The organism is Micromonospora sp. NPDC005252 (genome assembly GCF_042872475.1).
Lineage (GTDB): Bacteria > Actinomycetota > Actinomycetes > Mycobacteriales > Micromonosporaceae > Micromonospora.
Window position 1 is genome coordinate 105,510 of record NZ_JBIAKN010000006.1, and the last position, 14,328, is coordinate 119,837.

Here is a 14,328-nt window from a genome sequence, read left to right on the forward strand (position 1 = left end):
GGCCGGGGTCCGCTGGGGTGGCTGCCGGCGAACGTCCACCGGATCCCGGTCCTGCGCGGGCGGCGCGCCGGCGTGGTCCGCCTACGGTTCGGACGGGGACGGGTCGGCCGCTGATCGCTCGCTCTGCGCGGTCCGGTCAGCTGCTTGCCGCATGGCCCTGCGCCACCGGGGCGCCGCCAGGAGCACGACGGCCAGGGCCGCGGCGGCGCCGACGCCGAGGACCGCCGGGAAGGACAGCAGCGACCGGTCCCCGGCCTGACCGTGGTGCTCGCCCTCGCCGGCGGCCGCGGCATGGTCGTCCGTCTTCTCGCCCGGGGTGACCAGGCGGCCGACGGACGCGCCGGGGGAGAGGGCGAAGCCCCAGTCGAGCAGGGCTCCCGCCTCGCCCAGGCTGCCCAGCGGCGCGGTCTCCGCGCCGAGCAGGGTCACCGCGAGCCGCCGCCCGTTGCGCTCGGCCACCCCGACGTACGTCTGTCGAGCCAGGTCGGTGAAGCCGGTCTTTCCGCCGAGCGTTCCCGGGTAGTGGTCCAGCAGCGTGTTGTCATGGGTGATGGCGAAGCCCGGGGTGCCCGCGTCGCCGGCTATCTGGGCCACCCGGGTCGCGATGTACCGCCGGAAGTCCTCGCGGGCGTAGGTGGCCCGCGCGATCAGCGCCAGGTCGTACGCGCTGGTGTACTGGCCGGGACCGTCCAGACCGGAGGGCGTCGCCGCGTGGGTCTGATTCGCGCGCAGCCGGTGCGCCTCGTTGTTCATCGCCTGCACCCCGCCCGGCCGGCCGGCGGCGGCGCCGCCGACGCGGGCCAGCACGTTGGCCGCGTCGTTGCCCGACTTGAGGAGCAGCCCCAGCCACAGGCTCTCGATCGAGTAGCGGCCACCCTCGACCACCCCCATCAGCGAGCTGGCCGGATCGAGATCCTGCAGATCAGCCCGGGTCACCTCGACCATCTGGGCCGGGTCCAGGCGGGGCATCAGGGCCGCGGCCAGCAGCATCTTCTGCACGCTGGCCGGCGTGCGGAGCTCGTGCGGGCCGCACCCGCCCAGCACCGCGCCACTGTCGAGGTCCGCCACGAGCCACGAGGTGGCCGTCACCGCCGGCGCCGTCGGCGCACCCACCGGAATGGCCAGGCCGGTCGTGGCCAGCGCGGCACCGCCGACCGCCCGATCGGCGGCACCGACCGGTGGTGGAGACGCTCCGGCGGGCGGCGGCACCGCCGGCTTCACGGCCGGGCAGGGCATGTCGGGCGTGGCGGCCGTGCGCGTCGGTGACCCGGCCACCAGAACCGGCGTGGCCAGGAAGGCGCTGAGTGCTACGGCGGTAACGCGAATGATGGTCACGTCAATGCACCGTAATTCGCCGATCTGGCGAGCCCAGCCGGGTTGCCGAAAGTAGTCCAGCGACGGCTCGAAATCCGCCACCGCAGCGGGCTCGCGTTCCTTCTGCTTCTTCGCGAAGCTTTCGCCCGACGGTCCGGCTTCATGGCAGCTTGGGGGGCGGCGGAGTGCCTGCCGGACGTGCCCGGCCCGGCGGCGATCCGTGCGCTGCTGGCGAACCGGCGCACGACGGTCGAGTCGCGCTCGATCCGGATCAGCCGGGAGTTGCGGGTGGCTCCCGGGCCGAGTCGCCGTAAGCGGAAGCGCCGGCGCAACGCGGCCGGGACGGGATGGGCGAGCAGTGGCGTACTCATTTTGTCGGAACGGTCACGAACGGAAATGACCGGGCCGGTTCACGCCATAAGGGAATGCGTGGGGAAAGGTTTCCGGAGCCTTGCGCGACGGTTCCGCTGAAATCGCCGCCGACATCTCTCCGCCGTGGTGAAAATGTGGGCAGAGGGAAAGCCATGAACGGGGGGACAATATGGAGCTGAGGCAGCGATTGAGGCTGCTGTCGGTGACCATCGCGGCCACGCCGTTGGTCCTGGCGGGATGCACCGCCGACCGCCTGCCGGGAGCCCGACAAGCGAACACGGCACCGCCGCAACTGACCGTGACACCCGGAAACCACGCGGGGGACGTGCCGGTCAGCGCGGAGGTGGGGGCCACCGTCAAGGACGGGAAGATCACCTCGGTGCGGTTGACCGACGACAAGGGTGCGCAGGTGCCGGCGGAGCCGCGGGAGGACGGGTCGAGCTGGGTGCCGGCCAAGCCGTTGCAGAATTCGCGGACGTACACGGCGGAGGTGACCGCGACCGGTGGCAAGGGCCGGACGACCACGCAGAGAACGACGTTCAGGACAATGGCGAAACCGGGCAACAGACAGGCCGTGACCACCGTCCTGAATTTCGCCGCAGACCAGACGTACGGGACGGCCATGCCGGTGGTGGTCACGTTCGACCCGGCGATTCCGAAGGAGGCCCGGGCGGACGTGCAGCGGCGGTTGTTCGTGAAGACGGATCCACCCCAGCCGGGGACCTGGTCCTGGCTGGACGACGGCAAGCAGGTCGAGTACCGGGCGCCCGACTTCTGGAAGCCGGGCACGAAGATCAGCGTGCGGAGCGCGCTGGAAGGGCTGCCGATCGGTAAGGACGCCATCGGCGACGCGGACCGGTCGGGCACCTCGAAGATCGGCCGGCAGGTGTCGCTGGACATCGACAACGCCACCAAGCAGATGGCGGTCTACCGGGACGGCAAGCTGCTGCGCAAGATTCCGGTCAGTCTCGGCAAGCCGAGCACACCGAGCTCCAGCGGCACCATGGTGGTCATGGAGAAGTTCGACTACACGACCTTCAACACTATGGGCGACCCGAATGGCGGTTACATCGTCGACGTCGAGGACGCCCAGCGGCTCACCAACGGCGGCGAGTTCATCCACGCCGCACCGTGGTCGGTGGGGGATCAGGGCAGCACCAACGTCTCGCACGGCTGCACCAACGTCTCCAACGAGAACGCCGACTGGCTGATGGGGATCACACAGGTCGGCGACCTGGTGACGGTCAAGGGCACCGAGGTGGCGCTGGATCCGGGCAACGGCTGGACGGCCTGGAATGTCGGCTGGGACGAGTTCGCCAAGGGCAGTGCGCTGGCCGTACCGGTCGGGCTGAGGCCCACGGTCACGGCCACTCCGCACCCGGGAGCGGTGGCCGGCGGGTCGGCGCCCGCCCCCACCCGCTCCAACAGCGGCGGCTGATCCGGTCGTACGCCTTCGCACGATCGCGCCGCGGCCTGCGGTTCCGGACGCTCTCCGGCCGCAGGTCGCGGCGTTGTCAGCTCTGCGGGGCCACCTTCCGTCAGGTCGCGCGCAACCCTAGATGTTCGAGCCGTCGGCCGGCAGGTCGTCGGGCGGCTGTGGGGATCCGCCTTCGCCAGCTGCGTCGGGGCAGGGCAGCCCGAGGGTGTAAGCCGTCATCGACAACGATCCGTAGGCGTAGCCGTCCACGAGGACGTCGGTGTCCGGCGCGTCGGCGGTGGCGGCCAGACCGGCGAGGTAGAGCGCGGGAATGAAGTGATCCGGTGTCGGCACCGCGTGGCGGAAGTCGCGGTGGGTGTCGAGCGTCGCGAATTCGCCCGGATCGGTCAACATGCGGGTCTTGGCGTCCTCGTCGAAGCGCTGGGCCCAGTCGTAGCCGTCGTCGGTCAGCTTCCAGTCCATGCCGCGTAGGTTGTGCACGACGTTGCCGCTGGCGATGATGAGCACTCCGCGTTGTCTCAGTGGAGCGAGTTTGGCGCCGAGCTGGAAATGGTAGTCCAAGGGCTTGTCGGCGTTGATGCTGAGCTGTACGACCGGGACCGAGGCGTCCGGGAAAGCGTGCGTCAAGACCGACCAGGTGCCGTGGTCAATGCCCCAGCTGTCGAGGTCGGCGCCGACCCAGGTCGGGTGAACAGTGTCGCTGATCTCCGTAACCAGGTCGGGCAGCCCCGGCGCGGGGTACTCCACCTCGAACAACGCCTGCGGGAAGCCGTAGAAGTCGTGGATGGTCCGCGGCCGGGGCATTGCGGTGACGGCGGTGGCGTTGGTGTACCAATGCGCGCTGATGACCAGGATGACTCGGGGCCGCGGCACCGCGGCGCCGAACGCCCTCCACGAGGTGGTGTATCGGTTGACCTCGAGAGCGTTCATGGGGTTGCCATGGCCGATGAACGCGGCGGGCATCAGTGCACCTGAGCCGCCGGAGGTCTCTGCGGTCACGTCGGGCCCTTCCGAAGTCGCCGTCGGAGCGTCACCTGAAGTGTCGGGTAGATCTTCAGGGTAGACCGCTGACCGCCGGTCGACAGCGAACTCCGGATCGGACCCGCAGGGGGAGGAGGGTTGGTCGATTCGGTGTCTCGCACGCGGGGGCCGCCCCGTAGCGGGCTCCGGTGACCTGCAATCCCTGGGTGCACGTCAGGTCGTGCTGTAGCGCTCGACCTCCGACCAAACGGAGGACATGCCGGCGAGACAGCGGTCGAACACCTGGGAGTGCGCAAGGTATGCGGCCCGGTCGGGTCCCGGGTACACGCACAGGTCGTCCTCGTCGTTGACGGTCCACGGCGGCACGTCGTGGGCAAGGGCGCCGGGCAGCAGGGAGGCGACTCCGCGGGCTCCCAGCTCGCTGGTGAGCTGGCGCCGGACGGGTCGCCCCAGCACGTCGGCGAAGATCTGCGCCCAGACCGTTGACCGGGCGCCTCCGCCGGCCAGCCGCCAGGGGCGGTCCCCGACGTCCGCGCCGCTGGCCAACACCCGGTCCAGCTGCACCCGGTGGTACTGGGCGACCCCCTCGATGACCGCTCGGGTGAGGTGGCCGCGGCGGTGATTGCTGGAGATGCCGAGGAAGGTGCCGGACGCCGACGGGTGCTCGGGCGAGCCGTTGACGAACGGTAGGAACAGCAGACCGTCCGCGCCGGGTGGCACGGTGGCCGCTTCCCGCAGGAGTTCCGCCGCGGCGACGCTGCCGACCTGGTCGTGCGCGACCCCGGCGCAGGCGAGCCACTCCAGGTTCGCCGCGGAGGTCGGCGCGACCTCCATGGCCAGCATCGTGGCCGGGTCGGGCATGAACGCGCTGAGGGTTACCTCGGGGGCGGGCGCACGCGCGGGGACGACGACGCCGTTGATCGCCCAGGTGCCGACGATGATCGTCCCGTCCCCGACCTCCCGGCCCCCGGCGCCGAGGGTCGCCGCCACGCAGTCCATGCAACCCGCGATGACCGGCAGGCCCTCGGGGAGCCCGCTGCGGGCCGCGGCGGCGGCGCTCAGCCCGGCGACCACCGCGTCGGAGCGCCGCAGCGGCGGGAACCGGTCGAGGTCGGTGGCCGGCAGCCCGACGAGTTCGAGCGCCGTGGCGGTGTAGGCGCGGGTGCCGAGCGCGACCATGCCGGAGGCGCTGGCGTCGCTGTAGTCGGCGCTGGCCACGCCGGTGAGCTGCGAGGTGACCCAGTCCTTGCAGGAGAGGGCCCACCGGGTGGCCGCGTAGGCGTCGGCGTCGTTGTCCCGCAGCCAGCGCAGCAGGACGCTGGGCTGGGCGGCCCAGGGAATCGACCCGGTCTCCTCGGCCAGCCGGCGTGCCCCCTCCGGCGGGATGGCCTGGACGATCCGCTGGGCGCGGCTGTCCGAGGAGGCGATGGCCGGCCCCACCGGGCGCAGCGCCTCGTCGACCGGGTAGAGGCCGTTGCCGTGGGCGGCCACCCCGATGCCGGCCGGGGCGTACCCGTCGGCGGCCAGCTTGCCGGTGATCTCGCCGAGCAGTGACATCACCGTGTCGGCCAGCGCGGGCATGTCCACGTCGTGACGGTGGGCGGTCACGCTGGTGCGCGGCGTGCGGGCGTGCACGACGGCGAGCTCGCGGCCCTCGATGTCGAAGGCGGCCGCCTTGGTGGCGGTGAGCCCGACGTCGACCCCGAGGTAGCAGATGTGCGGTGTCGTCATGACGTCCTCCTGTCGCTGTTCGGGGTTGCCGCCGAGAGGTTCAGCGCGCGCGGGCGGAAGCGTCGCAGCTCGGCGTGGTAGGCGGCCACCTCGGCGCGGGCCCGTTCGTCGTCCCAGCCGAGATGCCGGACGGCGACGTCCGCGCAGGTCACGGCGGTCGACAGCGCCATGTCCGGGCCGAGGCCGATCAGGGTACGACGCAGCAGGACGTCTGCCAACGTCACGGCCCTCTCCTCGCGGAACGCCATGACGATCTCGGCGGCGACCGCGCCGCTCTGCTCGTCGACGACCTCGGCGAGTGATGGATCGGTGACGACGAGTTCGCGCACACGGCGCGCCCGCACCCCGTACAGGTCGAGCAGCCGGGCCCGCTGGTCGCCGGTGAACGGGGTCGCCGAGCGCTGGAACTCCGCGCGGAACGTACGCCAGTCGGCGGTGTCGGCGCCGGGCAGCGGCCGGGTACGGGTGGTGCACCGTCCGCGGGGCCGGCCGAGCACCTTCAGCGCCGCGTCGGTGGCGTCCTCGGCGAGCGCCCGGTGGGTGGTCAGCTTGCCGCCGATGATCGACAGCAGTCCGGCGTACGCCGGCGCGTGGTCGAGCACTGTGTGCCCACGGCTGATCTTGGCGTTGTCCGAGACGCCGGCCGTGTGTGGCAGCGGGCGGATCCCGGCGACGCTGTAGAGCACGTCGGCCGGGGTGAGCTTGGCCTGCGGAATGATCCGGTTGGTCTCGTTGAGCAGGTACTCGATCTCGGCGTCGCTGGCGACGACCTCGTCGAGGTCCCCGTCGTAGGTGAGGTCGGTGCTGCCCAGGATGTAGCGACCCGCCCACGGGAAGATGAAGATCGGCCGCTGGTCGGCGGCGGCCTCGAAGAAGATGCAGGTGTCCGGGGCGCCGGGGAACGGGTCGAGGATGACGTGGCTGCCCTTGGTGCCGCCGTTGAGCCGCCGGCTCTCGACCTGTCCGCGTAGGATCTGGTCGATCCACGGCCCGGCGGCGTTCACGGTGAGCCGGGCTCGGATCCGCCCCTGCTGACCGGACCGGTTGTCCGTGGTCCGCACCCCGAGCACCCGGCCGTCTTCGACGATGAGCCCGGTCACCGTGGTGTAGGTCAGCACCCGCGCGCCCAGCCGTTCCGCGTCGAGCAGCAGTTCGACGCAGAGCCGCTCGGCCCACGGCACCTGCGCGTCGCGGAAGAGCACCCCGCCGCGCAGCCCGTCGCGCGACAGCTGCGGCCAGCGCTGACCGATCCGGCGGGCGGACAGGCCCCGGCTGATCCCGCGCCCGCGGCGGGCGGCCAGCACGTCAAAGGCCGCCAGGCCGAGCCGGACCAGCGGTCCCGGTCGGCTGTCGCGGGCGTAGGACGGGATGAGCATCGGGTAGTCGTGCACCAGGTGCGGGGCGGTGCGGAACAGCAGGTGGCGTTCGCGGATGGACTCGTTCACCAGGGTGAAGTCGTAGCGTTCGAGGTACTTCAGGCCACCGTGGATGAGCCGGCTCGACGTGCTCGTCGTACCGGCGCCGACGTCGCCCCGGTCCACGACGACCACACTCAGGCCGCGGTCGGCGGCGTCTCTGGCGATGGCAAGGCCGTTGATGCCGGCGCCGACGATGACGAGGTCGACGACGTCATCGGGTCCGGTCTGTGGCTGCGACATGAAGGCTCCCGGGGGTGTGGGGTGCGGGTCCGCGGCTGCGTGCCGGGACCCGCACCCCTGGGGGTGGGTCAGGATGCTGCGGAACCGGCCGACCGCTCGCGGAAGAGCTCGTGGGCCTCCTCGGGCTTCGCGTCGTCGTGCACCACGGCGCGGACGGCGGCGAGCATCGCCGCCGGGTGCTCGCTCTGGAAGATGTTGCGGCCCATGTCGACGCCCGCGGCGCCTTCCTGCATCGACCGGTACGCCATGGTCAGCGCGTCGAGCTCGGGAAGCTTCTTACCGCCGGCGACGATGATCGGCACCGGGCAGCTGGCGGTCACCGTCTCGAAGCCCTCGTTGACGTAGTACGTCTTGACGATGTGCGCACCCATCTCCGCGCTGATCCGGGTGGCGAGCCGGAAGTAGCGGGCGTCGCGGACCATCTCCTTGCCGACCGCGGTCACGCCAAGGACGGCGATGCCGTGCCGCTGCCCGGCGTCGACCAGCTTGGCCAGGTTCGCCACCGACCGCGACTCGTGCTCGCCGCCGATGAACACCTGGATCGCCAGGGCCGCCGCGTTGAGCCGGACCGCGTCCTCGATGTCGAGCGCGAGGTGCTCGTCGGAGAGGTCCCGCAGCACGCTCGGGCCGCCGCTGGCGCGCAGCACCACGCCGGCGGTGCTGTGCGACGGGATGCTGGTGCGCAGCGCGCCCCGGGTCATCATGATCGCGTCGGCCTGCGGCACGAGCGGGGCGATGTTGGTGTCGATCCGCTCCAGGCCGGCCATCGGGCCGAGGAAGTAGCCGTGGTCGAAGGCCAGCATCACGGTACGGCCGTTGTCGGGGCGGAAGATCCGGGCGAGCCGGTTCTGCAGTCCCCAGTCCTGTGCGTGGGCGCCCTTGACATGGAAGCCGGTGGCCGGGCGCTCGCTCCCGCCGAAGTCCCGGGCATCGAGCAGACCGTCGGTGTCAGCCATGGGTGTTGTCTCCTGTAGTCGTTGCTGCGGTGGCGACGGTCGCGGAACGCGCCCGTCGCCGGGGTCGGGAGGTGGTGGCGTCGCGGCGCGTACCGCCACCGGCCAGGAAGAGGACGAAGAGCACCAGGCCGCCCTTGAGCAGGTTCTGCGCGGCGGTGCTCCAGCCGACCAGGTTCACCAGGCCGTCGAGCAGGATGAAGAAGAGCGCGCTGCCCCAGATGCCCACCGGTACGGCGCGACCGCCCGAGATGAGCGTCCCGCCGATCACGACCACGGCGACCGAGTCGAGCAGGTACCGGGTGCCCAGGTCGGGCGAGGGTGCGATGTACGCCGCCAGCAGGGCGCCGGCCAGTCCGGCGAGGGCGCCGCTGGCCAGGTACGTGGCGCCGATGATCCGGGCGACCGGGATGCCGGCCCGTTCCGCGGCCGGCCGGCTCTGGCCGACGGCGAGCAGCGACCGCCCGTACGTCGTACGGCTGAGCAGGGCGACGATCAGCGCGGTGAGTACGGCCACGGCGACCGCGAGCACCGGTACGCCCGCGGGGCGCAGGTTGAGCAGCCGGCGCAGCCCGTCGTCGGGCATCGCGGTGAAGCCGTCGGCCAGCGACAGGGTCAGCGACGAGGCGATCAGCCCGGACGCCAGGGTGGCGATGATCGGGGGAATGGACAGGCCGAGGATGGCCAGCACGCTGATCGCGGCGACGGCCAGGCCGGTCCCGACTCCCGCCAGGATGCCGACCGCCACCGATCCGGTCGACGCGGTCGCCGCGACCGCGACGAACCCGGCGAGCGAGATGATCGGCGCCACCGAGACGTCGATGTTGCCCGGGCCGGCGGTGATCACGAGCATCTGGCCCAGGCCCACGACGACCAGGTACGGCGCCAGGGACAGCGCCAGGGAGACGGTCTGCCCGCCACCCTGGCTGGACAGCGCCAGGATGGTGGCCCAGACGAGCGCGGCGGCGACGAAGCCCCAGATCCAGGGGCGGGCGAGCGTACGGAGGGTCATCGGAGCACCTTTCCGACCACGACGCGGCCGGCGAGCACGGCCAGCACGATCGCGCCCTGGACGGCCGACTGCATGTTGGACGGCACGTCGAGGAGGCTGAGGACGACGCTGACCAGGCCGAGCGTCACTCCGCCGATGGCGACGCCCCACGGCACGGCGGTGCCGCCCCGGAAGGAGCCACCGCCGAGGATCACCGCGGCGATCGTGATCAGGGTGTAGCTGGAGGCGGACGAGACGTCGCCGCCGCCGGTCTGTGAGGCCAGCAGGAGACCGGCGAGCACGCCGAGCGCGCCGGCCATCCCGTACGCGACGACCCGCGCGGCCAACGGGCTCAGGCCGGCCCGGCGCAGCGCGACCGGGTTGCTGCCGAAGGCGCGGACCCGGACCCCGACGGAGCCGCGGGTGGCGATCAGCCAGACCAGCGCGGACACCACGAGGATCGGCAGCAGCGGCGCCGGGAATCCGGCCGGTGCCCACGATCCGAACGTGGCCAGCCACTCCGGCGTGCTGCCACCGGGGGTGGGCAGGACGAACAGGCCCAGCCCCAGCCAGACGAACGAGGTGCCGAGGGTGGCGATCAGCGAGGGCACCTGGCGCAGGTGGATCAGCGCGCCCAGCAGGGCGTACGCCGCGACGAGGCCGACCAGGAGCAGGACGCCGGTGCCCGGCGAGGACACCAGTTTGGTGGCGGTGAGGACGGTGACCAGGCCGACGAAGTTGCCGATGCCGAGGTCGATGTCGCCGACCGACATGAGGATCATCTGGGCCTGGGCCGCGATGACCAGCGGAACGGTGGCCGAGAGGATCAGGGTGAGGCCGGTGACGGTCAGCACGTCCGACTGCAGCGACGCGCAGACGACGACCATCGCGAACATGGCGATCGTGCTGACCATGGCCGGTGCGAGGCGGCGCAGTCGGGCTCGTGGCGGCACGGCCGCCACGACGAGGTTGGTCATCGCGGTGCTCCCGTCGACTCGGCGAAGGAGACGGCGATGATCCGTTCCTCCGAGATCTCCTCGCCGGTCAGTTCGGCGACGACCCGGCCGGCGCGCAGCACGTAGACCCGGTCGCAGTGCGCCATCTCGGCGTTTTCGCTCGAGTACCAGACGACGCTGCGGCCGTTGGCAGCCTCCGCGCGGATGAGCGCGTACAGGTCGGTCTTGGTGTGCACGTCCACCCCGCGGAACGGGTCGTCGAGCAGGACCAGGTCGGCCGTCGAGGCGAACGCCCGGGCCACGATGACCTTCTGCTGGTTGCCGCCGCTGAGCTCGGTCATGCCCGCGTCGACGCCGCCGCGGATGGCCAGCCGGTCGACCCAGCTCCGCACCGCCGCGCCTTCCTCGGCCCGGCGGCGGAGGCCGTACCGGGCCAGTCCGCGCTGCGCGGTGACGATCAGGTTCTCCGCCACGGACCACAGCGGGAACACGCCGGAGCGCTGCCGGTCGCCCGGCACGTACGCGCGGGTGCCGTGCACCGTGGTGTCCTTGCGGACCGGGCGCCACAGCCGTTCGAGCACCTCCTGCTGGCCCTGGCCGGCCAGTCCGGCGAGGCCCACGACCTCGCCCGCGCCGATGCGGACCGAGACGTCGTGCAGGCCCTGGCCGCTGGCGCCGCGCAGCTCGGCCATGACCGGCCGGTCACCGGCCGGTACGGCTGCCGGCACCGGGTCGGGGTTGGCCGGGGCGGCCACCTCGGCCCCCATCAGGACGAGGACGTCGGCCTCGCTGAGCCCGGCCGCCGGCTTGTCCGCCACGACCGCCCCGTCGCGCATCACGGCGACCCGGTCAGCCACCGACAGCACCTCGCGGATGCGGTGCGAGATGAGCAGCACGGCCGAGCCCTGCGCGGTGAGGGTACGGACGTGGTCGTACAGGGAGCGGGCGGCGTCCGGGCCGAGGGACTCGGTCGGCTCGTCGAGGATCAGCAGGTCGAGGCGGTCGACCAGGCTCGCCCGGGCGATCTCCACCATCTGTCGGCGGGCCAGGGTGAGGTCCTCCACCCGGTCCCGTGGCGCCACCCCGTGACCCGGGAACATCTCGTCGAGCCGGCGCTGGACCGCCACGCTGGCCGCCCGCCGCCACCGCAGTCGGGGCAGGCAGGATCGGGAGGATATCCAGATGTTCTCCGCGACGGTGAGGTCGGGGCAGAGCGACGTCTCCTGGTAGGCCATCCGTACGGCGCGGAACTCCGCAGCCCCCGGCCCGACGTCGCGCGGCACCTCCTGCCCGCGGACGGTGACCACGCCCTCGTCGCACGCCTCCAGCCCGGCGAGGACGCGCATCAGCGTGCTCTTGCCGGCGCCGTTGTGGCCGACGAGGCCGAGCACCTCCCCGGCGCGGACCTCGAGGTCCACGCCGGTGAGCGCCCGGGTACGTCCGTACGTCCTGGTCACCTGCCGTGCCGTGACGACCGGCTGGGCCGGTGTGGCCTCCCGGTCGCCCGCCGGCGGGGCCGCGAGCGACCCCACCGGCAGGTTGTCGACGTGCATGATCCGCTCCTTTGGGATGTCCCGGTCAGCCGGCGGCCGTCGGGATCGGCGGCTGGACCGGCGCGCCACCGGTCTTCACGGCCTCGACCTGCTTGCGGAAGAGGTCCTGGGTCCACGGCCAGGCGGCGTACTCGTCGGGCTTGAGCGCGCCGGCCCAGGCGGCCACGTCCTTCTGCTCCACCAGCACGATCGGGAAGGTCAGTTCCTTCGGGATGTCCTTGCCGTCGAGCAGGTCGATCGCCTCCCAGAGGGCGGCCACCGACTGGCCCGGGTCGGACATGACCGCGACCGAGCCGTTGTCGAGCTTGCTGTCCTGCCAGTACTTCAGCGCGCGGCCGTTGGTCTCGAAGGTGAGCGCCGGGATCGGCTTGCCGGCCGTGGTGAAGGCCTGGGCGACGCCGTAGCCGTCGCCGCAGCCGATGACGCCGTCCACCTTCGGCACGCTGGACAGCACGCCGAGCACGGCCTTCTGCGCCTTGGCGCCGTCGCACATCCCGTTGACGGTCGCGGCGACCTTGACATCCGGGTTGGCGGCCAGGATCTCCTGCGTGGTCTTGTACATCTCCTCCTCGGGCTGGGAGCCGACCACGCCGCGGCTGACGATGACCGTTCCCTTGCCGCCGATGCCCTTGACCAGCGGCTCGGCTGCGGCCGTCGCCCAGTCCTTGAAGCTGTTGAGCAGCACGTGGGCGCAGGGGGCGTCGATCGCTGAGTCGAAGACCACGACCTTGATGCCGGCGTCGCAGGCCTGCTGGATGACCGGTTTGAGCGCGGTCGGCGAGGCCGGGTCGATGAGCAGGGCGTCCGGCTTCTGCAGCAGCAGGCTCTTGATCTGGGCGACCTGCTCGGTGGCCGAGTTCTCGCCGGGGGCGTTGACGACCTTGAACTTGCCGATCAGCCCGTCGCTCTGCGCCTTGGCGGCGGAGGCCTCGAACTTGGCGATCATCGTCTGCCGCCAGCCGTTGCCGATGAAGCCGTTGCTGAGCGCGATGAACGGCTTGTCGCCGCCTGCGCTCCCTCCGCCGTCGTTCGAGCCGGAGCCGCAACCGGACGCCGTTACCGCGATTGCGGCCGCGAGCGAGGCTGACGCTGCGGCGCGCCAGCGCCGGGATGTGTGGTGGACGCGCATGGTGGGGGCCTCCAGGAAGAGCGGCCCCGCCGGAGCGGGACACGGTGTGCGCAGGTTGCCTGGCCACCACGGGGGTGGGGCGAGGTCCAGTTATTACAGACCTGTAGTGATAGGTGCGCTAGATCTGCGTTAAGAACGTGTTGCACGTCACAGTGTTTCTGGTAACAGGGGCGTAACGACCAGGGGATTCCCTGACGGTGGGTACCGCCATCCGCGATCCCGCCTCAGAAATCCGTGCAACCTGTAACGACAGCATTAGCGGCATGGCATGCTGTACGCGATCGATGAGAAGGGGATCCATGACGATGACCTACCGGCGGTTGACCCGTGACGGGGTCGAACCGCTGTGGATGCAGCTGATGCGAGCGCTGCGCAGTCAGATCGAGTCGGGTGAGGTCGGCCCGGACCAGCCGCTGCCCTCCGAGGCGGAGTTGAGCGACATCTTCGGCGTCTCTCGGACCGTGGTGCGGGAAGCGCTGCGTGAGCTCGTCCAGCAGCGGATGATCTACAAGGTCAAAGGGCGGGGCGCCTTCGTCGCTCCACGTAAGACGGAGCTGCACTTCGTCGGCTCGGTGTCCGGATCCGCGCACGATCTGCGGGAGGCCGGCCGCAGGGTGGCCACCCACACGATCAGCCAGAGCCTCGGCGAGGCGGACCAGCGCGAAGCCGAGCTGCTGCAGATCCCGCACGGCGAGCAGGTCGTACGGATGCGCAGACTCCGACGGGTCGATGGACAGCCGTGGCTGCTCGTCGATACCGCTCTGCCGGCCCGCCTGGTGCCCGGCCTGGAGCGCGCCGTGCTCGAGAACCAGTCGCTGTACGACGTGCTGCGACGCCGCTACGGGCTGGAGGCCGCCGCAGCCGACCGTTGGATCGAAGCGGTCTTCCCGGAGCCCGACGACGCCGCGCTGCTCGAGGTGGCGACCTCAACGCCTCTGCTCGGCATCGAATCCGTGGCCTGGTTGCCCGACGGCACCCGTTTCGAGGCCTACTACGCGTTGCACCGCAGTGACCAGACCCGGTTCTTCGTGGGCATCCGCTGAACCCTGGGGTTCAACCCAGAGTGCCTGACCGCCGAGCCGGCCCGGGGCGCCGACACCGAGAGGGTGGGCCGTCCACGATGCCCGCCCGTTGACGCTGCCTCATCGTGCTCCCGGGTTATCTGGGACCTAATGACCTCCGAATCATAGGCAACAAAGTTAACGATTGCTGTTGACTTTGCCATCGATGATTATCAGGCTGTGAGAGCGCT

General features: G+C 71.4%; 11 protein-coding genes. 2 read left to right on the forward strand and 9 right to left on the reverse strand.

The genetic code is table 11. From position 1 onward, the window contains the following. Nucleotides 1-81: 81 nt before the first annotated feature. Nucleotides 82-1,335 (reverse strand): D-alanyl-D-alanine carboxypeptidase family protein, encoded by a 1,254-nt coding sequence (locus ACFYPH_RS19050; protein ID WP_387183328.1) that lies wholly within the window; start codon nt 1,333-1,335, stop codon nt 82-84. Nucleotides 1,336-1,855: 520 nt separating this feature from the next. On the opposite strand from ACFYPH_RS19050, the gene ACFYPH_RS19055 reads away from it, so the two are divergent. Next, entirely contained in the window at nt 1,856-3,124 is a 1,269-nt protein-coding gene (locus tag ACFYPH_RS19055; protein ID WP_387183330.1) for an Ig-like domain-containing protein, read from the forward strand. Between the two features lie 117 nt (nt 3,125-3,241). Here the strand turns inward: ACFYPH_RS19055 and ygiD are convergent, their stop codons facing one another. The 8 genes from ygiD to ACFYPH_RS19095 all read right to left on the reverse strand — a co-directional run bounded on the left by ygiD (nt 3,242) and on the right by ACFYPH_RS19095 (nt 13,076). Then, complete coding sequence (gene ygiD / locus ACFYPH_RS19060) at nt 3,242-4,123, reverse strand: 4,5-DOPA dioxygenase extradiol (RefSeq protein ID WP_354860313.1); 882 nt, start codon at nt 4,121-4,123, stop codon at nt 3,242-3,244. Nucleotides 4,124-4,318: 195 nt separating this feature from the next. Next, the gene (locus ACFYPH_RS19065; protein WP_355067958.1) at nt 4,319-5,836 is read right to left on the reverse strand and encodes an FGGY family carbohydrate kinase; all 1,518 of its coding nucleotides are present in this window, start codon (nt 5,834-5,836) and stop codon (nt 4,319-4,321) included. After that, nucleotides 5,833-7,494, reverse strand: a complete 1,662-nt coding sequence (locus tag ACFYPH_RS19070; RefSeq protein WP_355067959.1) for a glycerol-3-phosphate dehydrogenase/oxidase — start codon at nt 7,492-7,494, stop codon at nt 5,833-5,835. The genes ACFYPH_RS19065 and ACFYPH_RS19070 overlap by 4 nt, the downstream gene beginning before the upstream one ends. Nucleotides 7,495-7,562: 68 nt before the next feature. After that, nucleotides 7,563-8,450 carry a 3-hydroxy-5-phosphonooxypentane-2,4-dione thiolase gene (lsrF, locus tag ACFYPH_RS19075; RefSeq protein WP_354863282.1) on the reverse strand — a complete coding sequence of 296 codons (888 nt, stop codon included), beginning with the start codon at nt 8,448-8,450 and terminating at the stop codon, nt 7,563-7,565. Next, complete coding sequence (locus ACFYPH_RS19080) at nt 8,443-9,459, reverse strand: ABC transporter permease (protein ID WP_387183335.1); 1,017 nt, start codon at nt 9,457-9,459, stop codon at nt 8,443-8,445. Before ACFYPH_RS19080 ends, lsrF begins: the two co-directional genes overlap by 8 nt. Beyond that, nucleotides 9,456-10,415 carry an ABC transporter permease gene (locus ACFYPH_RS19085; protein ID WP_355067963.1) on the reverse strand — a complete coding sequence of 320 codons (960 nt, stop codon included), beginning with the start codon at nt 10,413-10,415 and terminating at the stop codon, nt 9,456-9,458. Before ACFYPH_RS19085 ends, ACFYPH_RS19080 begins: the two co-directional genes overlap by 4 nt. Then, on the reverse strand, nt 10,412-11,947 hold the full coding sequence (locus tag ACFYPH_RS19090; RefSeq protein WP_387183338.1) for a sugar ABC transporter ATP-binding protein: 1,536 nt from the start codon (nt 11,945-11,947) through the stop codon (nt 10,412-10,414). Before ACFYPH_RS19090 ends, ACFYPH_RS19085 begins: the two co-directional genes overlap by 4 nt. Before the next feature lie 25 nt (nt 11,948-11,972). Continuing rightward, complete coding sequence (locus ACFYPH_RS19095) at nt 11,973-13,076, reverse strand: ABC transporter substrate-binding protein (protein ID WP_354863295.1); 1,104 nt, start codon at nt 13,074-13,076, stop codon at nt 11,973-11,975. Nucleotides 13,077-13,375: 299 nt separating this feature from the next. On the opposite strand from ACFYPH_RS19095, the gene ACFYPH_RS19100 reads away from it, so the two are divergent. Then, on the forward strand, nt 13,376-14,119 hold the full coding sequence (locus ACFYPH_RS19100; protein ID WP_355067968.1) for a GntR family transcriptional regulator: 744 nt from the start codon (nt 13,376-13,378) through the stop codon (nt 14,117-14,119). Nucleotides 14,120-14,328: the final 209 nt, after the last annotated feature.

Coding starts and splice junctions, on each gene's coding strand:
- ACFYPH_RS19095 (WP_354863295.1), bottom strand. CDS start 13,076: ATGCGCGTCCACCACACATCCCGGCGCTGGCGCGCCGCAGCGTCAGCC.
- ACFYPH_RS19100 (WP_355067968.1), top strand. CDS start 13,376: ATGACGATGACCTACCGGCGGTTGACCCGTGACGGGGTCGAACCGCTG.
- ACFYPH_RS19085 (WP_355067963.1), bottom strand. CDS start 10,415: ATGACCAACCTCGTCGTGGCGGCCGTGCCGCCACGAGCCCGACTGCGC.
- ACFYPH_RS19055 (WP_387183330.1), top strand. CDS start 1,856: ATGGAGCTGAGGCAGCGATTGAGGCTGCTGTCGGTGACCATCGCGGCC.
- lsrF (WP_354863282.1), bottom strand. CDS start 8,450: ATGGCTGACACCGACGGTCTGCTCGATGCCCGGGACTTCGGCGGGAGC.
- ACFYPH_RS19065 (WP_355067958.1), bottom strand. CDS start 5,836: ATGACGACACCGCACATCTGCTACCTCGGGGTCGACGTCGGGCTCACC.
- ACFYPH_RS19070 (WP_355067959.1), bottom strand. CDS start 7,494: ATGTCGCAGCCACAGACCGGACCCGATGACGTCGTCGACCTCGTCATC.
- ACFYPH_RS19090 (WP_387183338.1), bottom strand. CDS start 11,947: ATGCACGTCGACAACCTGCCGGTGGGGTCGCTCGCGGCCCCGCCGGCG.
- ACFYPH_RS19080 (WP_387183335.1), bottom strand. CDS start 9,459: ATGACCCTCCGTACGCTCGCCCGCCCCTGGATCTGGGGCTTCGTCGCC.